A 23,348-nucleotide genomic window follows, 5' to 3' on the forward strand; every position below is an offset into this window, starting at 1 on the left:
TAGGCTGCGGGCAGGCGAGGCCACACAGCCGTCATGATATTTTGAAGCACCGTATAGCGTAGTGTGTTGCGATATACAAGCCTGTTGCTTATCTAGAGAGAGAAAAAGACACCTTTCAGGGCAATTTTTTCTTTCCAACCCGTTGCCCACAGCCTTTCCCCCGACAGGAGCAGTCATGGCCAGAGAAGACGTCGCGTCTAAACCCCGCTTGCAGCCGCTTACGCGCCTCTTGCCTTATGCCTTGCGGTACCGAAGCACGGTGCTGATGGCCATTCTGGCTTTGCTGGTCGCATCGCTTGCGACATTGTCGCTGCCGATTCTCGTGCGCGGGCTGGTGGATAAGGGATTGTCGCAGGACAATGTCTCCTCCGTCGATGGCTATACCGGCTGGCTGATTCTTGCGGTGCTGTTGTTGGCGCTGGCCAGTGCGAGCCGCTATTACTTCGTCATCATTCTCGGAGAGCGGGTGGTCAATGACCTCAGGCGGGATGTATTTGCCAAATTGACCCATTTGTCGCCAGCCTTCTTTGACCGGGTGCGCAGCGGCGAGATCGTGTCGCGGCTGACGGCGGATGCGACGCAGATCAAGTCGGCGGTCGGAGCCAGCGCCTCGATGGCCTTGCGCAATATGCTGCTGTTTCTCGGGGCTGCGGTGATGATGGTGGTGACCAGCCCGCATATGTCGCTCATCGTGTTGGGGGCAATCCCCTTTATCGTGTTGCCGATTGTTTTTCTGGGGCGCTGGGTGCGGCAGAAGCAGCGCTTTGCACAGGACAGGTTGGCCGACAGTTCGGCCTTTGCGACCGAGGCCATTGGTGCAATGCGTATCTTGCAGGCCTTTACACAAGAAGAGCGGGCCAATGCCTTCTTTGGCGATGCCATCGAGAAAGCCTTTGGTGCAGCGCGCCTGTCTGTGCGGGCGCGGGCGGTCCTGACCGCCTTTGCGATGTTCGTGATCTTTGCCTCGGTGGTCGGGGTGCTGTGGTATGCGGCACAGGATGTGACCGCCGGACGGATTTCTGCCGGGCTGTTGAGCCAGTTCCTGATCTATTCGATCATGGCTGCCGGTGGTCTGGGGGGCTTGAGCGAGGTGTGGGGTGAGATCTCACAGGCCTCCGGCTCGGCGGAGCGGCTGTTTGAACTGCTCGATGAGGAGGTTTCGATCCAGTCGGTCGCCATTCCGGCGGCTTTGGATGCGAAGGACGCACTGTCTGTCAGCTTCGATCAAGTGGGCTTCCATTACCCACAGGCCGACAAGAGCCCTGTTTTGCATGATCTGTCCTTCGCCATTGGCGAAGGGGAAACCGTGGCGATTGTCGGGCCATCCGGGGCGGGCAAAACCACGATTTTCCAGCTTTTGATGCGATTCTATGATCCGGAACAGGGACAGATCAGGCTTGGCTCAGCGCCAATTGACCAGCTTTCCTTGCAGGATTTGCGCAATCATATCGCTCTTGTGCCGCAGGAGCCGGTGATTTTCGCCATGTCAATTGCCGACAACATCGCCATGGGCCGCTCGGACGCCTCACCAGATCAGATTGTCGCTGCAGCCAAAGCAGCCCACGCCGATGACTTCATCGCCGCGCTGCCCGATGGCTATGAGACGCTGGTGGGGGAACGCGGGGTCACCCTGTCTGGCGGGCAGCGGCAGCGTTTGGCCATTGCCCGGGCGATCCTGAAGGATGCGCCGATCCTGCTGTTGGATGAAGCAACCAGCGCGCTTGATGCGGAAAGCGAGCGCTATGTGCAGGCGGCGCTTGATGGGATGATGGTCGACCGGACGACCATTGTCATTGCCCATCGACTGGCAACGGTCAAGAAAGCCGACCGGATCTTGGTGCTTGAGGATGGGCGTCTGGTTGAGCAGGGCGATCACGACAGCCTGATCCGCGAAGGCGGGCTGTATGCCCGTCTGGCGAAACTGCAGTTTGGTTCAGGGCGGGGCGATTAGTCCCGTCTGCGGCCGGTGGTGATCCGTTAGCGCTGGGTCAGCTTCAGCTCGATGCGGCGGTTTTTGCGCAGGGCTTCGTCATCATCCCCTTCTTCCAACGGCTGAAACTCGCCAAAACCTGCTGCGACAAGGCGGTTGGGTGGGACGCCCTTGGTGATCAGATATTTGACCACCGAGATGGCACGGGCGGCTGACAATTCCCAGTTGGAAGGGAAGCGGGCGCTGTTGATGGGGCGATTGTCGGTATGGCCATCGATGCGCAACACCCAGTCGATCTCCGGCGGGATGTCGGCGCTCAGCTCCAATATGGCCTCTGCCAAACGGTCCAGCTCCTGCTCGCCTTCGGTTTTCATCCGCTCGCCACCGGACGGAAACAGCACTTCGGACTGGAAGACAAAGCGGTCACCGACAACGCGAATGTCAGAGCGTTGGGACAGGATTTCACGCAGACGGCCAAAGAAGTCTGAGCGATAGCGGTTCAGCTCCTGCACCCGCTGGGCCAAGGCGACATTGAGGCGCTTGCCAAGGCTGGCAATCTTGGTCTGGCTTTCCCGATCACGCTTCTCTGAGGCTTCCAACGCGTCCTCCAGTGCGCCGATCTGGCGGCGCAGGGCAGAGATTTGCTGGTTGAGCAGTTCCACTTGGGCCAAGGCGCGCTGGGAGATGACTTTCTCGCCTTCCAGTTCCTTGGTCAGGGTGGCGATCTGGCCACCCGCCGTGTCTTTGTCACCAGCCTGATTTTCCAGTTGCAACAGCAACCGGTCACGGGAGGCCTCGGCGCTGGTCAGGCTGGCCTGCATGCTCAGCAAGGAGCTTTCAAGGTCGCGGGTGCCTGCACGCTCAAGGGCCAGCAGTTCCGTCAGTTCGGCAATCTGGCTGTTCAGCCGGTTCAAGACCGTGTCCTTGCCGGAAATCTCCTGACTGAGAAAGAATTGCGCCACCATGAAGACGGTGAGCAGGAAGATCAGCACCAGCAACAGGGTCGCCATGGCATCGACGAAGCCGGGCCAATAGTCGGCTCTTGTTTCGGTGCGGCGATTTCGGGACAAACCCATGTCAGTGCCTCATTGCTTGGCTTGCATTTGCTTGTTGCTGAATGGCCCGAAGCTCTGGGCCTTTCGCCTGTATCAGGCGCGGTGTTATGAGCTGGGCGGGGTCGACAGGACCGTGTTGAGCTTGGCCAGCAGCTGCTTGATTTCTTCTTGTTGGGTGGCTTGCTGATCAGCCCATTCACGCATCAGTTCCTGCTCGGACCGTAAATGGCCGACCAGACCCTGAATGCCTTCAGCCAGATTGGCCATGGCGCTGGTTGCGTTTCGATCTGACCCTGCGCTCGCTTCGCGTCCAACCTTGTCCATCTTGGCGGACAATTGCTCGAGCACGGACACCAACTGGGCGTTGTCGCCGTTATCAAGGGCGTCTGCATAGCCGTTTTCCAGATCCTCGATGCGAATGTCGGTGACCGTGGACAGCCAGTCTTCAAGATTGGTGAAGAAACGGGTCTGGGCCTGGCTGGCCTGAAGATCCAGAAAGCCGAGGACGAGGGAGCCTGAAAGACCGAACAGAGAGGAGGAGAAAGCGGTGCCCATGCCCTGCAACGGGGCTTCGAGGCCTGCTTTGAGATCTTCGAAAATAACACCGACATCGGACGAGGCAACCGAGAGAGAGCGAATGACATCGCCGACCGAGCTCACGGTTTGCAGCAGACCCCAGAAGGTGCCGAGCAGGCCGAGAAACACCAGAAGGCCGGTCAGATAGCGCGAAATGTCGCGGGCTTCATCCAGACGCATGCCAACGGAATCAAGGATGGATCGCATGGTCGAGGTGTTGATTGCCATTCGGCCAATGCGGTCGCCCAACAGGGTGGCCATCGGGGCCAGCAGGATTGGTGGGCGGGAGACCTCGAGCCCCGGATCGCCGAGGCGGAAATTATTCACCCATTTCACTTCGCGGAACAGGCGGACCACTTGTCGCAATGCTAGGAAAATCCCCACCGCCAACACCACAAAGATCATTGCGTTGAGAAGCGGGTTGCTCCAGAAGGCGTCCAGAATCTGCCGATAGAGAATCAGGGGTACAAAGGCGGCTGCGCCGATGAAGATGAGCATGCGCCACAAATAACGCTGTGGACTTGCGAGCTTGTAAGGATCCATTTCGCTGGTCATCATCCGTCTGTTCTGGTTGCACAAAGAATGGCCCGCAACGTCATGATGGGTCGACCAACTAGGACGGTTCAACTCTTCCCCAGAAACAGGCGCTCCCTGGAAATAGTCACGCTCCGCCATGCCGCTTGGCGCGAAACCCACTCTTCGCGAAACCACTTACCGCGAAACCATGTCGGAATGGTGATGAAGACCCGTTTCCTTCATGGTCCTTACGGACATTGCCCAATTTCACCGCCAAGGGGAAGGGCTTTTATGATTTATTTACCATGCGGGCGTGCAAAAGAAAGGGCGCGATGCATTTCGTTGCACCGCGCCCGGATCATCTGGTCAGTATGTTCGCAGCAGGTCCATAACCGGCTTTGGGGTCAGGCCTGGTCTTGACGGGGCTTGTCGAGCAGCTTTTTCAGGCGCTGACGGATCAATTCGTTGCCAGCCACCACCGAGCCATTTTCCAGCATGGCATCGCCGCCGTGAATGTCGGTGACAAAGCCACCTGCCTCACGGATCAGCAGGATGCCTGCGGCAATGTCCCAGGCGTTGAGATATTCTTCGAAATGGCCATCAAGGCGCCCAGCAGCCACATAGGCCAGCTGAAGGGCTGCAGACCCCATGCTGCGGACCCCTGACACTTCACCCATCACGGTTTCCATCTTGCCCAGATAGGCTCTGTGCTTGCCACGACCCAGATGAGGGATCCCGGTGCCAATGACGCAATCATGAATGTCATCGCGGGCCGCAACGCGCATGCGGCGGTCATTGTAGAAGGCGCCACGGCCGCGTTCGGCGGTGAACAGGTCATCGGTGGCCGGATTGTAGATTACGGCCGCAACGATGCGCCCTTCATGTTCCAGCGCAATGGAAATGGCAAAGAATGGAATGCTGTGCAGGAAGTTGGTGGTGCCATCGAGCGGATCGATGATCCAGCGGTGGCTCTTGTCAACGCCCTCGATGGTGCCGCCTTCTTCCATGAGGAAACCGAAATTCGGGCGCGCTTTCTGCAGTTCCATGCGAATGGTCTTCTCTGCCTGCATATCTGCGTTGGATACGAAATCACCCGGTCCTTTGCGGGAGACCTGCAGATTTTCCAGTTCGCCAAAGTCGCGGGCGAGGCGGCGGCCTGCCTTGAGGGCGGCCTGGGTCATGACATTGAGAAGGGCTGAGCGGGCCATGGGTCGTGTGTCCTGGGTGACTGGCATCCCGATATGGACCTTGCCTCGGTCTGGTCGGGTGCGGATAAAATGAAAGGACGTGCAGGTGATCTTTCGAACGCCAACACGTCGCTAAAGGCTGTCAGGCCGCCAGACAGGATGCCTGTGGCCAGAAAAGATCTGCGGCTGATCAGTCGGCGCGCTTGATGTAGGTGATTTCGTTGGTGTCGACCACAATCTTCTCGCCAATGGAGATGAAGGGAGGCACCATGCAGCGCACGCCATTGTCCATCATCGCAGGCTTGTAGGAAGAGGACTGGGTCTGGCCCTTGATATGCGGCTCGGTCTCGGTGACTTCGAGAACCACCTGATCGGGCAACTGAATGCCAATCGGGCGCTCTTCGTGCAACTCGACAACCACTGCCATGCCGTCCTGAAGGAATGCGGAGCGCTCGCCGACGAAATCCTTGTTCAGTTCAAGCTGCTCGTAGCTTTCGGTATCCATGAAGACCAGATTGTCGCCTTCTTCATAGAGGAACGTGAAGTCCTTTTGCTCAAGACGCACGCGCTCGATTGTTTCGGTGGCGCGGAAGCGTTCGTTGAGTTTGCGGCCATCAATCAGGTTTTTCAGTTCAACCTGCGCGAAGGCACCGCCTTTGCCGGGTTTCACGGCATTGATTTTAACTGCAACCCAGATCGTGCCCTGATGCTCGATCACATTGCCAGGACGGATTTCGTTACCATTGATCTTCATAACTAGCCATCTTGCTGACAGGATGCGGGCACAAATGGTTGCTGCGATCCTGTGTCATTTGAAAGGATGATAGGCGCCCGGCCAAGACGGAAAGATCTCAGCACGCGGACAGGTGCCTTCTAGGACCATATTCACGGGCGATTTGCAAGGCTTTTGGCAGATTTTTTGGCGTGAAACTGCCAGATTTCGGCTTTCTGACGTCTCGTCCATGGACTGGTCTTGCTTGCGAAAGGCTCTGGTAACCAGTCTCAGGGCTGCCGTTTGCCTGTCTGGGGTGCTGCCGGAGGTGCTGCCGGGGGTGCTGTCTGGGGTGCGGTCTTAGGGACTGACTGGGGTGACCAGAGGCCACTTTGCTGAATGGATTTCAGGGCCTGTTGCTTGTCGGCATTGGGCAGCTTCTGGAAGAAGTCTTCCAGCCAGTCATCATTCAGCCCGGCTCGTTTGGAAAGCAGATAATAGCGCGCGGCTTTGATCGGTTCCGGCGGGTTGTCAAAACCATGCGCGAGGATCCGCGCAAGTCGGTTCTGGGCGATGACATGGCCGGCGTTGGCCGCCTGTTCGATCCAAGCCTGGCCTGCACCATAATCCTTCTTCACGCCGCGGCCCTTGAACAGCATCAGTCCATATTCAAGTTGGGCATCGGTGAAACCATTTTGTGCCGCCTTGTGCATCCAATAGCTGGCCTGTTCCAGATTGGGGGTGGGAAACAGGTTTGATTGATAAAGGGTCGCCAGCGCATATTGGGAGTCGGCCAGTCCCTGCTTGGCGGATTTGGTGAAAAGATCGAGGGCGCGCGTCACATCGCGCCGCACTTGCTGGCCTTGCAAGGCCATATAGGCGAGGTTGAACTGGGCATTTTTCTGGCCGTTTTCTGCCGCCTTGGTGAAAAGCTCGACGGCCTTGTCGATATTTTTCTCGACGCCACGCCCGCGGGCATGGAGCAAGCCAAGAGAGAATTGCGCCTCCGGGTCGCCCTTGTCTGCGGCCAGTTGAAACCAGTTGGCCGCTTCCTTGACATCCTGCGGGACGCCTTGCCCATTGAGATACAGCTCGCCGAGCAGGGTCATCGCTGAGCGCTCGCCTCCTGCGGCCAGTTTGGTGGCCAGATCGAAGGCTGACAGGTAATAGCCCCGTTGATAGGCAGAAAAGGCAAGGCCGGGGGAAAGCTTCAGTTGCGGCAGGTTGAACGGATTGTCGCTGTTGGTCGGGGCAACAACGCGGCTGCCTGCGAAGGTTCCTGCATCAGCTTCCTCAACGCCTGTGGTTGCATTGCCGATTGACTTTTCCGGTGTCTGGGCGCTCGCACTGCTGACGCAGAGGGCGACAGCCAGCAAACGAACGGGGATCTTGAAAGCACTGTGCATCCGGATGTAGGCATTTGCACGGTCGAGTGTCACGGTCACACGAATCCTCAATGGTTCAGGCTGTCTGAAATGTGGGAAAGCCATTCTTCACAGAAGTTAGGCCATTCTGTGATGGGTGGGCCGGCATCAAATGCCGGTCCCGTTGCGCCCCATGCCAATGGTCAGTCCTCTTGTGGGGTGTGGGCCGCAATGATGGCGTTGGCTTTCTGAACCGCGACCTGTGGGCCGGCTTCATGGTCCCAGATGGCTTCGCGCAGGGCTACAAACTCGATGCCACGTTCTGCCACCTTGGCGCATTCCTGCAAGTCGGCCGCGCCAATGAGTACCGCAGGCACTTCGAACAGGCTGGACCACCAGTCGGCCATTTCCAGCGCCTTGTCGTGAATCTCCTCGGTTGCCGGGGCTTCCAAGCGTCCAAACATGATGTAATCGATGCCGGTTTCGGCAATTTCCATGGCTGTATGGCGTTTGTTGCTGCCTTGGGCACCGAGCATGAAGCGGCTGGAAAAATCCTCGACGGCCGCTTTGATCTCGGCCAGTTCGCCATCGATATGCAGACCGTCGCATTTGGCCCGTCCGGCAACGCGGGAATCGCCGCGCAGCATCACCGCGATGTCATGCTTCTGGGCAATCGGTACGACCGTCTGGGCAATCTGCTGCAGCTCGCTGTCATGCTGGGCATCGCAGTCGATCAACAGTGCAGCAATGTCACCACCGGCAATGGCGGCTTCGAGCTGGGCCGGGAAGGTCTCCAGATCGACATGTCTGGGTGTGACGAGATAAATCTGAGAGGCTTCCATGGTGCGACCTGCTGTTTTGGGGTGGTTGGATGCGCGGGTTTGACTGATATCTCGCAAAAGGCCAGCGCATGCAAGGCTTGGCGTCCCGATCAAAACGAAAAATGCGCCAACGGGCGTGTCGGCGCATCGGTTATCCTATGATTTCGTGCCTGTCTCAGGCTTTGAGCACTTCTACGCCCGGCAATTCCTTGCCTTCCATCCATTCAAGGAAAGCACCGCCTGCGGTGGAGATGTAGGAGAAATCGTCATAGACACCCGCATGGTTGAGGGCTGCAACCGTGTCACCACCGCCAGCAACCGAGGTCAGTTTGCCTGCCTTGGTTTCTTCCGCAGCGGCCTTGGCTGCCGCAACGGTTGCGGTGTCAAACGGGGCAATCTCGAAGGCACCCAGTGGGCCATTCCAGACAACGGTGTTGGCTTTCTTGATCCATGCAACAACGGCTTCGACGGATTTGGGACCCACATCGAGCATCATGCCATCAGCAGGCACGCTGTCGACATCGAGCACGTCGTGTGGGTCGTTGGCTGCAAATTCCTTGGCGACCAGAGCATCGGTTGGCAGGACGATTTCACAGCCGATTTCGTCGGCTTTTGCCATGATGCGCTTGGCGGTTTCAGCCAGATCATGTTCGCACAGGGACTTGCCGACATCCTTGCCTTGCGCGGCAAGGAAGGTGTTGGCCATACCACCACCAATGACGAGACCGTCCACTTTGGTGATCAGATTTTCCAAAAGGTCGATTTTGGTGGAAACCTTCGCGCCACCAACTACGGCCAGAACCGGACGGTTCGGGTTGCCAAGGGCGGCGTCGAGGGCTTCGAGTTCCTGCTGCATGGTGCGGCCGGCAACCGCTGGCATATGGTGGCAGAGACCTTCGGTGGAAACGTGGGCGCGGTGGGATACCGAGAAGGCATCGGCGACCAGCAGGTCGCCATTGGCGCCCAGAGCAGCGGCAAACTCGGGATCATTCTTCTCTTCACCCTTATAGTAGCGGGTATTTTCAAGAACCAGAATGTCGCCATTGTCCATATTGTCGATGGCTGCCTTGGCCACATCGCCGATGCAGTCTTCAGCAAAGGCCACTTCGCGTTCCATGGCGCGTGCCACGGCAGGGACCACTTGCTTGAGGGACATTTCAGGCACTTTCTCGCCCTTTGGACGGCCGAAATGCGCAAGGATAATGACCTTGCCGCCTTTCTCAGAGATTTCCGTCAGGGTTGGAACAATGCGGTCGATGCGGGTGGTGTCGGTGACTTTACCGTCTTTCATCGGCACATTGAGGTCAACACGCACCAGGACGCGTTTGCCGTGCAGTTCCACATCATCGAGGGTTTTGAATTTCGTTGCTGCCATGGGTCAATCCTGCTTCTTGTCGGCTCGCTGTTTCAGCGCGCGCCTTGCTCCGATTGGGGAGCCTGTCGTCAAATGAAAAAGGCGCTGTCCGGACCTAAAACCGTGGCCGGTTTCGTCTCAAACAGCGCCTTGATGTCTGGTCAGGCCCCGCCTGACTTGATCAGCCGGGGCTTGTCTCACCGTGATTAGATGAGCTTGGCCATAGCAACCGCGGTGTCAGCCATGCGGTTGGAGAAGCCCCATTCGTTGTCGTACCAGGTCAGGATGCGGACCATGCGGCCTTCCATGACTTTGGTCTGATCCATGTGGAAGATGGAAGAATGTGGATCATGGTTGAAGTCGCAAGATACGTTCGGCACTTCGGTGTAGCCCAAAACGCCAGCCAGTGCGCCATCAGCAGCTTCTTTGATTGCTGCGTTGATTTCTTCAACGGTGGTGTCTTTCTTGGCTTCGAAGACCAGATCCACAACCGAGACGTTCGGGGTTGGAACGCGGATGGCGACGCCGTCCAGCTTGCCTGCCAGTTCTGGCAGAACCAGACCAACAGCTTTCGCAGCACCGGTGGAGGTCGGGATCATGGACAGGGCTGCTGCGCGGGCGCGGTACAGATCCGAGTGCATGGTATCGAGGGTCGGCTGGTCACCAGTGTAGGAGTGAATGGTGGTCATGAAGCCTTTTTCGATGCCAACAGCTTTGTCCAGAACGTAAGCAACCGGAGACAGGCAGTTGGTGGTGCAGGATGCGTTGGAAACAACCAGATCATCAGCGGTCAGGGTGTCGTGGTTGACGCCGAAAACGATGGTTTTGTCAGCGCCAGCAGCCGGTGCGGACACCAGAACGCGCTTTGCACCAGCGGTCAGGTGCATGGACGCTTTTTCCTTGGCAGTGAAGATACCGGTGCATTCCATGGCAATGTCGATACCCAGCTCACCCCAAGGCAGTTCTTCAGGGTTGCGGATCGCGGTGACCTTGATTGGGCCGCGGCCGACATTGATGGTGTCGCCATCAACGGTGACTTCTGCAGGGAATTTACCATGAACAGAGTCAAAGCGGAGCAGATGGGCGTTGGTTTCAACTGGGCCCAGATCGTTGATCGCTACGACTTCGATGTCGGTGCGACCAGATTCGATGATAGCACGCAGTACATTTCGACCAATACGACCGAAACCATTGATCGCTACTTTTACAGTCATGACCTTCTCCTGAATTTTCTTGCCTGCCCCGAAATTTACCAACGAAAGGGGGTCGGACTTCCACTTGAGAGAGTTTTCTTGTCACCCTGAGGCTTCAAGGTGGCAGGATAACGCTTTGGTTCATTGGCTCGAGAATGGTCCGTGTTTCAACACAAATTTGCGTGAGTGTCGAAACAGGGATCTCCTCCAGATCATCCAATTATGCGCCACATATTCGCCTTTGAATATGACGCACTGATCAGTCTCAATTTAAATCGTTATCATACTTTTGTCGTATGACATTTTTGCATGGCTGCCAAGTCACTTGGCGGGACTTCAGCATTTTTTTGCGTATTTTCCCGCCAAATTGACATTTTGCTTCAAAAGTTATGACGTTTTAAGGCGCTCTGCAACCAGTGCGACGACATTCTCGGCGGTGATGCCGAACTTCTCATAAAGCTCTTTGTAAGGGCCGGAAGCACCAAACGAGTCCATGCCGACAAAAATGCCGTCAGAGCCGATGAAGCGATCCCACCCCATGCGGATGGCAGCTTCAATCGCAACATTGACCTTGGCGCTGCCCAGCGTCTCGCGCTGATAGTTTGCGGACTGCTTCTCGAACAGCTCGAAGCAAGGCACGGAGATCACCCGGGCCTGGATGTCCTGCTCGGCAAGGGCTTTCTGAGCTGCCATGGCGACTTCGATTTCAGAGCCGGAAGCAAAGATCGACACGTCGGCTTCCCCGTCGCAATCGGACAGAAGATAGGCGCCGCGTGCTGACAGATTGTCATCGGAATATTCGGTGCGAACCGGTTCCAGACCCTGACGGGTGAGAGACAGGACGCTCGGATTGTGCTCCGACTGAATGGCGACTTCCCAGCATTCTGCGGTTTCATACACGTCAGCAGGGCGGAAGACCTGCATGTTTGGAATGGCACGCAAAGAGGCAAGGGTCTCGACCGGCTGGTGGGTCGGACCGTCTTCGCCCAGACCGATGGAATCATGGGTCAGGACATAGACAACGCGCTGTTCCATCAGGGCGGAGAGGCGCATCGCACCGCGCATGTAATCCGCAAAGACCAGGAAGGTGCCGCCGTAAGGAATGACGCCGCCATGCAGGGCCATGCCGTTCATGGCAGAGGCCATCACATGCTCGCGGATACCCCAGTTCATGTAACGACCGGAGAAGTCGTCTGGCGTGATGGAGACGGTGTGCGAGGTTTTGGTGTTGTTCGACCCGGTCAGGTCAGCAGAGCCGCCGACGGTTTCCGGCAGGACACCGTTGATGACATTGAGGGCCATCTCGGAGGCTTTGCGGGTGGCAACATTTTTGGGCTCGGCTGCCAGCTCTTTCTTGTAGGCTGCCATGGCATCTTCGAAGCCGGATGGCAGGTCGCCACGCATGCGGCGTTCAAACTCGGCGGACAGCTCGGAATCGGCAGCTTCAAAGCGCTTCTGCCACTCTTTGTGGCCATGAGCGGCATTCAGGCCAGCAATGCGCCATGCGTCGCGAATGTCGGACGGAATGTCAAATGGCTCATTTTCCCAACCCAGCGCTTCGCGGGTAGCGGCAATTTCCGCTGCACCCAATGGAGCGCCGTGAACGGACGAGGTGCCGCCCTTGTTTGGCGCGCCAAAACCGATGGTGGTTTTACAAGCAATGATGGTTGGCTTGTCGCTCTTCTGAGCGGCAGCAATGGCTTTCTCGATGGCCGAGTGGTCATGGCCGTCGATGGCGTCGGTGTTCCAGCCAGAGGCCTTGAAGCGGTCCAACTGGTTGGTGGAATCAGACACGGACACGGCACCGTCGATGGTGACATTGTTGTCGTCCCACAAGAGGATCAGCTTGTTCAGCTTCAGATGACCTGCCAGAGACAGGGCTTCCTGAGAGATGCCCTCCATCAGACAGCCGTCACCAGCCAGCACGTAGGTGTAGTGATCAACCAGCTCGGAGCCGAACTGGGCTGCCAGTGCTTTCTCGGCAATTGCCATGCCAACCGCGTTGGCCAGACCCTGACCAAGTGGGCCAGTGGTGGTTTCGATGCCGCATGCATGACCAAATTCCGGGTGACCCGCGGTTTTCGCGCCGATCTGGCGGAAATTCTGAAGATCCTCAATCGACATGTCTTCATAGCCGAGAAGATGCAGCAGAGAATAAAGCAGCATTGAACCGTGACCGGCGGACAGGACGAAGCGGTCTCTGTCAGCCCATTTCGGGGCCGTCGGGTCAAACTTCATGAATTTGGTGAAAAGAACCGTCGCAATGTCGGCTGCACCCATTGGAAGACCAGGGTGACCTGATTTCGCTTTTTCAACGGCGTCCATTGAAAGAAAGCGGATCGCATGTGCCATGCGGGTTTGTTTATCCATGTTGCTCATGAACTCTGCTTTTGGGAATTATCAAATGTGACAGCAAGGGAAATCCCAACCTAGTGCCCCCTCCGCCAGTTGAGTGATCGTAGTCGATCATGCCATTCAGGACCTGCCCTGCCTCATTGTAGCCCGGCAGACAGAGGCTGAAACAAACGCTGAGACATTTATCACTCGTGGGCGAAGAGTCAATCTCAACTTGGCCCTAGACTTAGCAAAAAGGCTGATTTTTGCGCTCCAGACAATCCCCTGTGGACTGGAACTGTTGACGAAGAGGCGGCATTGACGGGACTGGCAGAAGTCACCTAGATTCAAATTTAGCCATATTTTTGGCCTGATTCACCGGGTTTGAATCGCTTTCCTGAACGGCATCGGGGGATGCCATGGTTGATCGTGCCTGTCGGGCTGGCCCCAAAATGCCCCATCGCGGATGCCAGAGGCAGAAACGACAACAGAGCCGGGACTTGGCGCAAGAAAGGCCCGATGAAAGATGTGCCCAAAACACATCAAAGCGATGTGGGATGGCTGGACGCTGGGGGTGCATTCCGCTAAAGCAGGCCAGAATGCCAGTCCGTTTGACCCTGCCTGACAAAGAGGGGGGGCACAATCGGGATTGGGCTGCGGACCCCTTGCTGTGGCGAGTGGCGGTGGCGAGTGGCAATGCAAGTGAGAGTTTTTCGTGTTGGGGGAAGGTTGGGGGAAGTATGTCTGAAAGACCAGCGGTTCAGGACGCCTTGGTGCGGCTTGAGCAGGCGATTGCGTCCCTCGAGCGGGCGGTTGACAAAAGGCAGGATAAGGCTTTGTCTCTCAATGCCTTGCAGGGCGATTTGAAGCGGATGAGCAAGGAGCGCGAAACTTTGACGCAATCTTTGAAATCCGCCCAATCGCGATCAGAGCGCCTTGAAGGTGCAAATGAAGAAGTGTCCCGACGACTGGTCTCCGCAATGGAATCAGTTCGGGCCGTTCTGGATCAGCATGGTGGCTGATCTGTGAAGGGATGACCGGAGAAGGCTATGGTTCAGGTCAGTGTCAGTATCAATGGTCGCGCCTATCGCATGGCGTGCGAAGACGGACAGGAAGACCATCTGCTGTCGCTGGCGCGCCGGTTTGACGAGTTGATTGATCAGTTGAAAGAGAATTTCGGCGAAATTGGTGATCAGCGCCTGACGGTGATGGCCGGGATCATGGCGATGGACCAACTGGCCGAGTTGGACGGCCGGGTCAAGCATCTGGATCAGGAGGTCTCGGCGCTGAGGGAAGCCCGGTCGGCTGTTCAGGTCAAGAATGAAGGCGATCAGGAGCAGTTGGCGCACCGAATCGACAAGGCCGCCGAGCAGTTGGAGCGCTTGTCACACTTATTGCTGGAAAGCTGAAAATCTTGTCGCAGTGGGCTGGAATTCCCACCGCCCTTCCTATATATTCCATTGCTTGCTGCACTTCACGTGAGAAGCTACTTTTCCTCGGGGCCTTAAAGATCCGAAAGGGAGCTGGCGCTGATAGGGACCGTGGTCCTCTTCAACTGGCCCCCACCTTAACATAAGGTGTCCCAGGATCAGAAAAGCTTTAACGGTCGCTGCGGCTTCCTATTGCAAGAGCGGCTCCTTGATGAAGGGAGCCGCTCTTTTGTTTTCTGTTCGCTTCCTGTTCGTTGGCTTTTCGTATGATGACTTGGGGAGCGTGTGAATCATTGAGGCAGCGCATTGTCGCGGGGCATTCGTCATGGGATGATCATGGTGAACTCGGGGAGGACGCGGCGTGAATGAAATGCGACTGATCGACAGAAAGACGCAGTTGCGTGCCACGGTGCGGGTGCTGCGCGATGCCATGCCCCATGCGGAGCGCGCGGTGCATAGTGAACAGGCAGCCCGTCTTCTGCTTGATCAACTGGATGATGTCAAAGGGGTCATGATAGGCCTTTTCTGGCCAATTGGTTCTGAAATCGATTGCCTTGCCCTGGTTGATCCGCTGCGGTCAGCCGGAGCGGATTTGGCCTTGCCTGCGACATTGGCAAATCGTGAGATGGTGTTTCGTCAATGGCTTCCCGATTGCCCGATGGTGGATGGAGGCTATGGCACCTTCGCACCGGACCCTTCGGCCCTGATTGTCGAGCCGCAGATCCTGATCGTGCCACTGTTGGCCTTTGATCATCGCGGCAATCGGCTTGGTTACGGGGCCGGATATTATGATCGGTATATTGCCGGGCTGATTGAGGCTGAGCAAAGGCCGCAATGTTTCGGACTGGCTTTTTCATTGCAAAAACTGGACAAGGTGCCGGTTGGTCTTTATGACCTGCCTCTGGATATGATCGTGACCGAGGCCGGTATCATTCACTCCCCTGCTACGGACCCATCCTGACGCTCAATGATGCGTCGTTTGATGGATCCTCAAACGTGATCGCATCATGTCTTCTCAGTTTGTAGAGCCGTGCAGCCTCCGGGGTGGTTGCTTGGCCAAAGAAGACAGCGCGACGCGCTGAAGGCAGGACGCGATGAGACTGTTATTCATTGGGGACATTGTCGGCCGGGCCGGTCGGACGATCGTGCAGGATAAACTGCCGGGGCTGGTTGAGGCCCATGGCATCGATTTCGTTGTCATCAATGGCGAGAATTCCGCCGCCGGATTCGGTATTACAGAGACCATTGTTCAGGATCTGCTGGATGCGGGTGGCGATGTTATCACCACCGGCAATCATGCCTGGGACCAGCGCGATGCGCTGGTTTTCTGCGAGCGGCAACCTGCTTTCCTCAGGCCGGTCAATTACCCCTCCGGCGTGCCCGGCAAGGGCGCCAATCTCTATACTGCCCGCAATGGCGCCAATATCCTGGTGATGAATGCCATGGGGCGGGTCTATATGGATGCGCTGGACTGTCCCTTTGCTGCTGTCGAGAAGGAGTTGGCAGCCTGCCCGATGGGCGAGTTTGCTGATGCGATCGTGGTCGACTTTCATGCCGAGGCGACCTCGGAAAAGCAGGCCATGGGACATTTTCTCGATGGGCGGGTCAGCTTGGTGGTGGGCACCCACACTCACGTGCCAACCTCGGACTATCGGGTTTTGCCTTCTGGCACGGCCTATATGTCGGATGCGGGCATGACTGGTGACTATGATTCTGTGCTTGGCATGGAGAAGGAAGAGCCGGTACAGCGCTTCCTGCGCAAGGTTCCATCTGCGCGCTTTACGCCAGCGCTTGGTGATCCGACCCTCTGCGGAGTGGCCGTCGATATTGAGGATGGAACCGGCCTTGCCCTTGCTGTCGAGCCGTTGCGGATTGGCGGGCATCTATCCCCGCATATTCCGTCCTTCTGGGAAAAATCCTAACGAAACAGCCAGTCTTTGAAGGCTCTGGCAACAGATCGCTTGATCTTTGCTGGTCTCTTGTGGCATCACCTGCAACAAATTTGATGCGCCTTGGGCGCGATGAGACAGAATTTACGGATTTAGGGATTATGGCAGGCCATTCAAAATTCAAGAATATCATGTATCGCAAGGGTGCACAGGATGCCAAGCGGTCCAAGCTGTTCTCCAAGCTCTCCAAGGAAATCACCGTCGCGGCCAAAATGGGTGGTGGCGATCCTGATGCCAACGCCCGTTTGCGTCTGGCCATCCAGAACGCCCGCGGCCAGTCCATGCCGAAAGACAATATCGACCGCGCCATTAAAAAGGCTGAGGCCGGTGACGAGGGCAACTTTGATGAAGTGCGCTATGAAGGCTACGGCCCTGGCGGCACCGCTGTTGTCGTCGAAGCGCTGACCGACAACCGCAACCGGACCGCTTCCAACGTGCGCGCTGCTTTTTCGAAAAATGGCGGGTCTCTGGGTGAAACCGGGTCTGTGGCCTTCATGTTCGATCGCGTGGGCGAGCTGGTTTATCCTGCGGATGTTGGCGATGCGGATACTGTTCTGGAAGCTGCCATTGAGGCGGGTGCCGATGATGTCGTCAGTGATGACGAAGGCCACACCATCTATACCGCTTTTGAAGATATGATCGAAGTGGGCAAGGCACTGGAAGAATCTTTCGGCAAGGAAGCGGAATCCCAGAAAGCCATCTGGAAGCCACAGAACGAGATCGACGTTGACGCCGAGAAAGCCGCCACCATCATGAAGCTGATGAATGCGCTGGAAGATGATGACGATGTGCAGAATGTCTATTCCAACTTCTCCATGAGCGACGAAGTGATGGCCTCTCTGGAAGGCTAAGCTTTTCTGCCGGACGACTTAAAGAAAACCCCGCTTGGTTGCCAAGCGGGGTTTTGTCTTTTGTGGCACATTGGCGTGCTATTCAGTGCCCAAAGGTGCTGGTCAGGATGCGGAGACTGGCAACACCGAACAGCATGGCAAAGACTGCATCAAGGGCGCGTCTTGTCTTGCGATAGCCACTGACGACCGGGCGGCTGGCAAATATCCATGCATAGAGCTGACAGACAAGAGCGCTTTGGCTGCCAAGCAGCAGGACAACACTCATCAGGTTGGTTGGGGTGGCCTCCGCTGGCAGGCCAAGGGCATAGATTGAGCCGATGAAGAGAATGGCCTTGGGATTGGTCAAGTGAATTGCCAGCCCTTTGAGGTAGCTTTTGCCCAGACTCAGTTCTGCCGTCTCGATCGCTGGTTGCTCCAGCCCTGTTGGCGTCATGGCGGAACGCGCAGACTTCAGGGCCAGAAACAACAGATAACCGGCCCCGAAATAACGCATCACTTCAAACAGCCAGACATTGGCAGCCATCACCGCGCCCATACCCAGAGCGGCGGCCAGAGACCAGAGGAAGGATCCGGTTGACACTCCGCTGGCCAGTGCCAGACCGTGTTTGCGGCCATGGGACATTGAGGTCGCTGCAATGGCAAGTGTTGCCGGGCCGGGGCTTGCCATGGCGAGCAGGGAGGCGCCCATGATCAGAGGCAGATTGATGTCGGTCATGAAAAGATGCTTTATTGCGTTGGCGAGAAGGGTGCAAAATCCTGAAGGTGAGCGCCATTTTCTCATGGTGCCTGCAATTGTCAAATCCTGTTTGAAGTGCGACTTTGTTCTGGTATTGTTCATATTTCCGGGCTAATGAAGAGCTATGAAAGAACATCCTGTCCGAATCGTTGGTTTTGATCCCGGGCTCCGCCGTACTGGCTGGGGTGCGATTGATGTTGTCTCCAATCGGCTGATTTTTGTTGGCTCAGGGCTGATCACCTCGAATAACAAGCTTGATCTGGCGTCGCGCTTGCTGGAGTTGCATACGGGTATTTGGGGCGTGTTGGAAACATACCAGCCGCAGGAAGTCTCCGTTGAGCAGACCTTTGTCAACAAGGATGCTGCCGCCACCCTGAAGCTGGGGCAGGCGCGGGCCATTGCACTGCTGGCACCCGCGCAAAGGGGGCTGGAAGTGGCTGAATATGCACCGAACGCGGTCAAGAAGACCGTGGTTGGCGTTGGCCATGCGGACAAGAAACAGGTTCAGGTGATGGTCAAAATGCTGTTGCCAAAAGCCCATTTCGACAGCGAAGATGCCGCCGATGCGCTGGCCATTGCCATTTGTCACGCCCATCAGCGCAAACAGAAAGCCCTGAAGATCGCCTGAAGGCCGGGCTGGGATAAGAAGCGGAGAGCCGAACCATGATAGGCAAGCTGAAAGGTCTGATCGACGAATATGCCGACGGCTATGTGATTGTCGATGTGGGTGGCGTCGGTTATGAGGTCCATTGTTCTGGCCAAACCCTGCAGGCCTTGCCTTCGGTTGGTGAGGCAGCGAGTGTGCTGATCGAGACCCATGTGCGGGAAGATCAAATCAAGCTGTTTGGCTTTGCCACCACGCTGGAGCGGGACTGGTTTCGCCTGCTGACCACAGTGCAGGGGGTGGGGCAGAAGGTGGCGCTTGCCATTCTCTCGACCCTGAAGATTTCCGAATTGACCTCGGCCATTGCCTTGCAGGACAAGGCGATGGTGGCGCGCACGCCCGGCGTCGGTCCCAAGGTGGCGCAGCGCATTGTCTCTGAGTTGAAAGACAAGACGCCGTCGCTGGCGGCAACCGATGGTGCGGTTGCCAATCTGCAGGCCGAAATGGACAGTGCAGCCGCGCCCAAAGCCATGGCGGAGGCCGTCTCGGCCCTGTCCAATCTGGGATATGGGCAGCTTCAGGCAAGCGCGGCGGTTGCCACCGTCATCAAACGGGAAGGGGATGATCTGGGCACCGCAGCGCTCATTCGCCTCGCCCTGAAGGAGCTTAGCCAATGATCGGGGATGATGACCGTCTGGTTTCGGCCCAAACAACCGAGGAAGATACCGACCGGACCTTGCGGCCGCAAATGCTCGATGATTTTGTCGGGCAGGCGCAGGCACGGGCCAATCTGTCGATCTTCATTGAAGCGGCTCGCACCCGCAAGGATGCGCTTGATCATGTGCTGTTTGTCGGCCCTCCGGGGCTTGGTAAAACGACGCTGGCGCAGATTGTCAGTCGCGAGCTTGGTGTGAATTTCAAATCCACCTCCGGTCCGGTGATTGCCAAGGCAGGTGATCTGGCGGCTCTGCTGACCAATCTGGAAGAGAATGATGTTCTCTTCATCGACGAGATCCATCGGCTCAACCCGGCGGTAGAAGAAATTCTCTATCCTGCAATGGAAGATTTTCAGCTCGATCTGATCATCGGTGAGGGGCCAGCGGCCCGTTCGGTGAAGATTGATCTGGCAAAATTCACCCTTGTGGCGGCGACCACCCGGCTGGGGCTTTTGACGACGCCATTGCGTGACCGGTTCGGTATTCCGGTGCGGCTCAATTTTTATACGGTCGATGAGCTGGAATATATCGTCACCCGTGGCGCGCGCCTGATGGGCGTTGGCATCACCAAGGATGGTGCGGTTGAGATTGCGCGTCGGTCGCGTGGCACCCCGCGCATCGCCGGACGCTTGCTGCGCCGGGTGCGTGATGTGGCCATCGTGCAGGCGGGTGGCGAGATCAGCCGCGAGGTCGCAGACCGTGCCTTGAAAATGCTGGAAGTTGACAATGAGGGCCTTGACGCCCTAGACAGACGCTACCTGATCCTGATTGCCACCTCATTTGGTGGTGGGCCGGTCGGTATAGAGACCATAGCCGCGGCGCTTTCGGAACCCCGGGACGCCATTGAAGAAATCATTGAGCCTTATTTGATCCAGCAGGGTTTTATCCAGCGCACCCCGCGCGGACGCCTGCTGGCGCCTAAGGCCTTTGCCCATTTGGGTCTGGCTGTGCCTCAAAAAGACACCCCTCCGCAAATGGGACTTTTTGCTGAAGGACTGGATGATGCCGGAGCATCATGAACAAGAAAACTGGCCAGATCTTGCTGGCCGTCTCACCGATTTTGGTCACCGTCAGGTGGTGCGGGTCTATTATGAAGACACCGACTTTTCCGGGATCGTTTATCACGCCTCCTATATCCGCTTTATAGAGCGAGGCCGCTCGGATTATATCCGCCTCTTGGGCATCGAGCATTCCAAGCTTGATTCCGATGAAAACGGAGAGCGGGTGGCGCTGGCCGTGCGGCATATGGATATCAATTATCTCAAGTCCGCCCATATCGACGATATGCTGACGATTGAAACGCGAGTCGAGGCGGTCAAAGGCGCGCGCATGATCCTTGATCAGAAGATTTTGCGCGACGATGAGGTGATCTTCACGGCCCGCGTCACAGTTGTGGTGATCAACCGGGAAGGGCGACCAAGACGCCTGCCGGACAGCATGCGCAAGATATTCGGGATTTAGCCCCATGCCATGACCCGCTGCGATTTGCAGGTCGCAAGAACAGAAAAATGAAGCGAGGCTCTGATGGGGTCTCGCTTTTTTCTATGGGGAAGTGCGTAAGTGGCATTCTGTCCCCATGCGGGCAAAGTTTGGCGGCCCCGATCTGTCCGTTCACGACTATTTAATCTTTCATTAACCATAATCATGCTGTCTCGGGAAGAGAATGCAACAGGGTGTAGAGGTCTGGCGTCCCTAGTTTTGACAAAATCTGCTGACAAGACCTGTCGCAGAATAGCAATCAAAGCGCCGGACTTGTGCGAAAGAGAAACCGGCAAAGAAAGGACAAGAGACAATGGCTGATGAGGTAGTGCAAGGCGCCCTTGCAGGGGTGACGGCTGACCTGTCGCTGATCTCGTTGTTTTTGCAAGCGCATATCGTGGTCAAGCTGGTGATGATTGGTCTGATGGCTGCCTCGATCTGGTCGTGGGCGATCATCATCGACAAGTCACTGCTCTATGCGCGGACAAAGAGACAGATGGACCGTTTTGAAAAGGTATTCTGGTCCGGTCAGTCTCTTGAAGAGCTTTATCAAACCCTTTCCGGACGCCCCAATCATGCGATGGCTGCCTTGTTCGTCGCAGCAATGCGGGAATGGAAACGGTCGTTTGAAGGGCATGCCCGGTCCTTTGCCGGGCTGCCGACCCGGATCGAAAAAGTGCTCGATGTGACGCTGGCCCGTGAGGTGGATCGCCTTGAGAAACGCTTGCTGTTTCTGGCGTCTGTCGGCTCGGCAGCGCCGTTTGTTGGTTTGTTCGGCACGGTTTGGGGCATCATGAATTCGTTCCAGGGCATTGCAGCTTCAAAAAACACCTCGCTTGCGGTCGTCGCGCCGGGTATCGCCGAGGCTCTGTTCGCCACAGCCATTGGCCTGCTCGCCGCTATTCCGGCGGTGGTTGCCTATAACAAGCTGGCGTCGATTGCATCCCAGCATGCGCTTCGTTTGGAAGGTTTTGCCGATGAGTTTTCCGCCATCCTGTCCCGTCTGATGGACGAAAGGGGCTAAGTGATGGGTATGGGCTCTATGGGATCACCGGGTGGATCGCGCAGGCGCGGCGCAAGACGCGCCATGCGACACAGACCGGTTGCCGAAATCAACGTCACCCCGCTGGTCGACGTCATGCTGGTGTTGTTGATCATCTTCATGGTGGCAGCCCCGATGATGACTGTGGGCGTGCCGCTGGATTTGCCGGAATCAAGCGCCAAGCCGCTTTCCAGCCAAACTGAGCCATTGACCCTGTCGATCCGCAAGGATGGCAGTCTCTTTTTGCAGGATCAGCCAGTTGAGTTTGCCAGTCTGGTGCAAACTCTGCTTGCTGTCGCTGAGAATGGCTATGAAGAACGCATTTTCGTGCGGGCCGACCGCGAGATCGATTATGGTTCCATCATGAAGGTGATGGGGGCGATGAACCGCGCCGGTTTCAAGAAAATCGGGTTGGTCAGCACCGAGGAGCAATCCTAATTGCGCAATGTCGGCTTCATAGCATCGAGCATCGGACATGTTGTTCTGCTTGGATGGGGGCTTTTCAGTCTGCCGTCAGCGGAGCCGCATGACATCACGGAGCTGGAGATCCTGCCCATCGAGCTGGTTTCAGTGTCTGACGTGACCGATGTGCGCAAGGGCGAGAAGGATGCCAAGCCTGCTGAACAAGTGCAGGAAAAGAAGGAAAAGGCCCCGGAGCCGAAAAAGCCGGAACCCAAAAAGCCAGAGCCGAAGCCTGCGCCAAAGGCTGAGCCAAAGCCGAAGGAACCGGCTCCGGCCAAACAGCCAGAGCCGACCCCTCCGATACCAGAGCCTGCGCCAAAGCCGGAGCCACCAAAAGAACCCGAAGTTGAGCCGGAACCAAAGCCTGAGCCGCCCAAAGAGCCTGAGGTGAAGGTGGAAGAGGCCAAGCCCGAGGCGCCAAAGCCGATTGCCGCCTTGCCCAAGGTGCGGCCGCGTCCGCCCAAGAAGACACCGCCGAAAAAGCAGCGCTCCTTTGATACCGACGCTCTGAAGGCGCTTGCCAACAAGGCTGATCAATCCGCGCCAAGCGAAGCGGCGACCAGCGATCAGGATGCGTCTTTTGGATCGCGCACTGGCAATCAGGCCGCCGCGATGACCCAGAGCGAGCTGGATGCCTTGCGGGCCCAGATTTCACCTTGCTGGTCACCTCCGGTTGGTGCCGCGGATGCGTCACAATTGCGTGTCAGGATCGAGTTTGGTCTGGATCGTCAAGGCAATGTGGTCAGTGGTCCGGAGCCGGTGGAGTTTCCGGCCAACCAGTTTGGTGTGGCAGCCGTGGAAAGCGCCATGCGAGCGGTACGCCGTTGCGGACCCTATTCTAGCTTGCCGCAAGACAAATATGATGCATGGAAGCGTGTGCGTATTACATTTGACCCGCGTGAGATGTTCTAGCACGATTGGAACCGAGCCTTTGGCCTTGGCCCCAGATGTGACGTGAGACAAGACAGGATGTACAAAGAGATGAAACAGGACCCGATTTCTGCGCCCGACCAATCCGCTCAGATCTTGCCCATGTC

23 protein-coding genes and 1 other RNA gene are annotated in these 23,348 nt (G+C 57.0%); 14 read left to right on the plus strand and 10 right to left on the minus strand.

The features are described 5' to 3' along the window. Positions 1–175 precede the first annotated feature (175 nt). A complete protein-coding gene (locus tag FDK21_RS18480) occupies positions 176–1,951 on the plus strand; it encodes an ABC transporter transmembrane domain-containing protein (protein WP_138150403.1) in 1,776 nt (591 codons plus the stop codon). Positions 1,952–1,977: 26 nt separating this feature from the next. Here FDK21_RS18480 and FDK21_RS18485 read toward each other — a convergent pair whose 3' ends face one another. The 9 genes from FDK21_RS18485 to tkt form a co-directional block, all read right to left on the minus strand. Further along, positions 1,978–3,006 carry a peptidoglycan -binding protein gene (locus FDK21_RS18485; protein WP_114010539.1) on the minus strand — a complete coding sequence of 343 codons (1,029 nt, stop codon included), beginning with the start codon at positions 3,004–3,006 and terminating at the stop codon, positions 1,978–1,980. 84 nt (positions 3,007–3,090) lie between these two features. Then, complete coding sequence (locus FDK21_RS18490) at positions 3,091–4,116, minus strand: flagellar motor protein MotA (RefSeq protein ID WP_114010540.1); 1,026 nt, start codon at positions 4,114–4,116, stop codon at positions 3,091–3,093. A gap of 365 nt (positions 4,117–4,481) precedes the next feature. Next, a complete protein-coding gene (locus FDK21_RS18495) occupies positions 4,482–5,285 on the minus strand; it encodes an inositol monophosphatase family protein (RefSeq protein WP_114010837.1) in 804 nt (267 codons plus the stop codon). A gap of 169 nt (positions 5,286–5,454) precedes the next feature. Continuing rightward, positions 5,455–6,018 (minus strand): elongation factor P, encoded by a 564-nt coding sequence (gene efp, locus FDK21_RS18500; protein ID WP_114010541.1) that lies wholly within the window; start codon positions 6,016–6,018, stop codon positions 5,455–5,457. A gap of 248 nt (positions 6,019–6,266) precedes the next feature. Beyond that, a complete protein-coding gene (locus tag FDK21_RS18505; protein ID WP_171022152.1) occupies positions 6,267–7,421 on the minus strand; it encodes a tetratricopeptide repeat protein in 1,155 nt (384 codons plus the stop codon). Between the two features lie 122 nt (positions 7,422–7,543). Next, complete coding sequence (locus FDK21_RS18510) at positions 7,544–8,182, minus strand: thiamine phosphate synthase (RefSeq protein WP_138150405.1); 639 nt, start codon at positions 8,180–8,182, stop codon at positions 7,544–7,546. A 154-nt stretch (positions 8,183–8,336) separates the two neighbouring features. Next, on the minus strand, positions 8,337–9,536 hold the full coding sequence (locus tag FDK21_RS18515; RefSeq protein WP_138150406.1) for a phosphoglycerate kinase: 1,200 nt from the start codon (positions 9,534–9,536) through the stop codon (positions 8,337–8,339). 185 nt (positions 9,537–9,721) lie between these two features. Beyond that, the gene (gap, locus tag FDK21_RS18520) at positions 9,722–10,729 is read right to left on the minus strand and encodes a type I glyceraldehyde-3-phosphate dehydrogenase (RefSeq protein WP_138150407.1); all 1,008 of its coding nucleotides are present in this window, start codon (positions 10,727–10,729) and stop codon (positions 9,722–9,724) included. Positions 10,730–11,095: 366 nt separating this feature from the next. Further along, positions 11,096–13,087 carry a transketolase gene (tkt, locus tag FDK21_RS18525; RefSeq protein ID WP_138150408.1) on the minus strand — a complete coding sequence of 664 codons (1,992 nt, stop codon included), beginning with the start codon at positions 13,085–13,087 and terminating at the stop codon, positions 11,096–11,098. Positions 13,088–13,782: 695 nt separating this feature from the next. On the opposite strand from tkt, the gene FDK21_RS18530 reads away from it, so the two are divergent. The 6 genes from FDK21_RS18530 (at position 13,783) to FDK21_RS18555 (ending at position 17,272) form a co-directional block, all read left to right on the plus strand. Next, complete coding sequence (locus FDK21_RS18530) at positions 13,783–14,064, plus strand: DUF4164 family protein (RefSeq protein WP_114010546.1); 282 nt, start codon at positions 13,783–13,785, stop codon at positions 14,062–14,064. A 27-nt stretch (positions 14,065–14,091) separates the two neighbouring features. Continuing rightward, on the plus strand, positions 14,092–14,451 hold the full coding sequence (locus FDK21_RS18535) for a cell division protein ZapA (RefSeq protein ID WP_114010547.1): 360 nt from the start codon (positions 14,092–14,094) through the stop codon (positions 14,449–14,451). Between the two features lie 52 nt (positions 14,452–14,503). Further along, a non-coding RNA gene (gene ssrS / locus FDK21_RS18540) (6S RNA) lies at positions 14,504–14,664 on the plus strand. A 178-nt stretch (positions 14,665–14,842) separates the two neighbouring features. Then, a complete protein-coding gene (locus FDK21_RS18545; protein WP_246657622.1) occupies positions 14,843–15,433 on the plus strand; it encodes a 5-formyltetrahydrofolate cyclo-ligase in 591 nt (196 codons plus the stop codon). 133 nt (positions 15,434–15,566) lie between these two features. After that, a complete protein-coding gene (locus tag FDK21_RS18550; RefSeq protein ID WP_138150410.1) occupies positions 15,567–16,394 on the plus strand; it encodes a TIGR00282 family metallophosphoesterase in 828 nt (275 codons plus the stop codon). Between the two features lie 128 nt (positions 16,395–16,522). Next, the gene (locus tag FDK21_RS18555) at positions 16,523–17,272 is read left to right on the plus strand and encodes a YebC/PmpR family DNA-binding transcriptional regulator (RefSeq protein ID WP_138150411.1); all 750 of its coding nucleotides are present in this window, start codon (positions 16,523–16,525) and stop codon (positions 17,270–17,272) included. 82 nt (positions 17,273–17,354) lie between these two features. On the opposite strand, the gene FDK21_RS18560 is transcribed toward FDK21_RS18555, so the two are convergent. Continuing rightward, positions 17,355–17,987: a LysE family translocator gene (locus FDK21_RS18560; protein ID WP_138150412.1), complete on the minus strand. Its 633-nt coding sequence runs from the start codon at positions 17,985–17,987 to the stop codon at positions 17,355–17,357. A gap of 145 nt (positions 17,988–18,132) precedes the next feature. Between FDK21_RS18560 and ruvC the strand changes: the two genes are divergently transcribed. The 7 genes from ruvC (at position 18,133) to FDK21_RS18595 (ending at position 23,223) form a co-directional block, all read left to right on the plus strand. After that, positions 18,133–18,636 (plus strand): crossover junction endodeoxyribonuclease RuvC, encoded by a 504-nt coding sequence (gene ruvC / locus FDK21_RS18565; protein ID WP_114010551.1) that lies wholly within the window; start codon positions 18,133–18,135, stop codon positions 18,634–18,636. Positions 18,637–18,671: 35 nt separating this feature from the next. Next, positions 18,672–19,289, plus strand: a complete 618-nt coding sequence (gene ruvA / locus FDK21_RS18570) for a Holliday junction branch migration protein RuvA (RefSeq protein WP_114010552.1) — start codon at positions 18,672–18,674, stop codon at positions 19,287–19,289. Next, positions 19,289–20,347, plus strand: a complete 1,059-nt coding sequence (gene ruvB / locus FDK21_RS18575) for a Holliday junction branch migration DNA helicase RuvB (protein ID WP_114010840.1) — start codon at positions 19,289–19,291, stop codon at positions 20,345–20,347. Before ruvA ends, ruvB begins: the two co-directional genes overlap by 1 nt. Further along, a complete protein-coding gene (gene ybgC, locus FDK21_RS18580; protein WP_114010841.1) occupies positions 20,331–20,789 on the plus strand; it encodes a tol-pal system-associated acyl-CoA thioesterase in 459 nt (152 codons plus the stop codon). The genes ruvB and ybgC overlap by 17 nt, the downstream gene beginning before the upstream one ends. Positions 20,790–21,120: 331 nt before the next feature. Further along, positions 21,121–21,831, plus strand: coding sequence for a protein TolQ (tolQ, locus tag FDK21_RS18585; RefSeq protein WP_114010553.1), 711 nt, complete (start codon positions 21,121–21,123; stop codon positions 21,829–21,831). Between the two features lie 3 nt (positions 21,832–21,834). Further along, entirely contained in the window at positions 21,835–22,287 is a 453-nt protein-coding gene (gene tolR / locus FDK21_RS18590) for a protein TolR (protein ID WP_114010554.1), read from the plus strand. Beyond that, entirely contained in the window at positions 22,288–23,223 is a 936-nt protein-coding gene (locus FDK21_RS18595; protein ID WP_138150413.1) for a cell envelope biogenesis protein TolA, read from the plus strand. It begins immediately after the preceding gene. The last annotated feature ends 125 nt before the right edge of the window (positions 23,224–23,348 follow it).

This window comes from Cohaesibacter sp. CAU 1516 (assembly GCF_005771485.1).
GTDB classification, from domain to species: Bacteria; Pseudomonadota; Alphaproteobacteria; order Rhizobiales; family Cohaesibacteraceae; genus Cohaesibacter; species Cohaesibacter intestini.

What these genes read in the sequence shown, in the direction of transcription:
- FDK21_RS18480 (WP_138150403.1), top strand. Translation starts at nt 176, where the DNA reads ATGGCCAGAGAAGACGTCGCGTCTAAACCCCGCTTGCAGCCGCTTACG.
- FDK21_RS18485 (WP_114010539.1), bottom strand. Translation starts at nt 3,006, where the DNA reads ATGGGTTTGTCCCGAAATCGCCGCACCGAAACAAGAGCCGACTATTGG.
- FDK21_RS18490 (WP_114010540.1), bottom strand. Translation starts at nt 4,116, where the DNA reads ATGACCAGCGAAATGGATCCTTACAAGCTCGCAAGTCCACAGCGTTAT.
- FDK21_RS18495 (WP_114010837.1), bottom strand. Translation starts at nt 5,285, where the DNA reads ATGGCCCGCTCAGCCCTTCTCAATGTCATGACCCAGGCCGCCCTCAAG.
- efp (WP_114010541.1), bottom strand. Translation starts at nt 6,018, where the DNA reads ATGAAGATCAATGGTAACGAAATCCGTCCTGGCAATGTGATCGAGCAT.
- FDK21_RS18510 (WP_138150405.1), bottom strand. Translation starts at nt 8,182, where the DNA reads ATGGAAGCCTCTCAGATTTATCTCGTCACACCCAGACATGTCGATCTG.
- FDK21_RS18515 (WP_138150406.1), bottom strand. Translation starts at nt 9,536, where the DNA reads ATGGCAGCAACGAAATTCAAAACCCTCGATGATGTGGAACTGCACGGC.
- gap (WP_138150407.1), bottom strand. Translation starts at nt 10,729, where the DNA reads ATGACTGTAAAAGTAGCGATCAATGGTTTCGGTCGTATTGGTCGAAAT.
- tkt (WP_138150408.1), bottom strand. Translation starts at nt 13,087, where the DNA reads ATGAGCAACATGGATAAACAAACCCGCATGGCACATGCGATCCGCTTT.
- FDK21_RS18530 (WP_114010546.1), top strand. Translation starts at nt 13,783, where the DNA reads ATGTCTGAAAGACCAGCGGTTCAGGACGCCTTGGTGCGGCTTGAGCAG.
- FDK21_RS18535 (WP_114010547.1), top strand. Translation starts at nt 14,092, where the DNA reads ATGGTTCAGGTCAGTGTCAGTATCAATGGTCGCGCCTATCGCATGGCG.
- FDK21_RS18545 (WP_246657622.1), top strand. Translation starts at nt 14,843, where the DNA reads ATGCGACTGATCGACAGAAAGACGCAGTTGCGTGCCACGGTGCGGGTG.
- FDK21_RS18550 (WP_138150410.1), top strand. Translation starts at nt 15,567, where the DNA reads ATGAGACTGTTATTCATTGGGGACATTGTCGGCCGGGCCGGTCGGACG.
- FDK21_RS18555 (WP_138150411.1), top strand. Translation starts at nt 16,523, where the DNA reads ATGGCAGGCCATTCAAAATTCAAGAATATCATGTATCGCAAGGGTGCA.
- FDK21_RS18560 (WP_138150412.1), bottom strand. Translation starts at nt 17,987, where the DNA reads ATGACCGACATCAATCTGCCTCTGATCATGGGCGCCTCCCTGCTCGCC.
- ruvC (WP_114010551.1), top strand. Translation starts at nt 18,133, where the DNA reads ATGAAAGAACATCCTGTCCGAATCGTTGGTTTTGATCCCGGGCTCCGC.
- ruvA (WP_114010552.1), top strand. Translation starts at nt 18,672, where the DNA reads ATGATAGGCAAGCTGAAAGGTCTGATCGACGAATATGCCGACGGCTAT.
- ybgC (WP_114010841.1), top strand. Translation starts at nt 20,331, where the DNA reads ATGCCGGAGCATCATGAACAAGAAAACTGGCCAGATCTTGCTGGCCGT.
- tolQ (WP_114010553.1), top strand. Translation starts at nt 21,121, where the DNA reads ATGGCTGATGAGGTAGTGCAAGGCGCCCTTGCAGGGGTGACGGCTGAC.
- tolR (WP_114010554.1), top strand. Translation starts at nt 21,835, where the DNA reads ATGGGTATGGGCTCTATGGGATCACCGGGTGGATCGCGCAGGCGCGGC.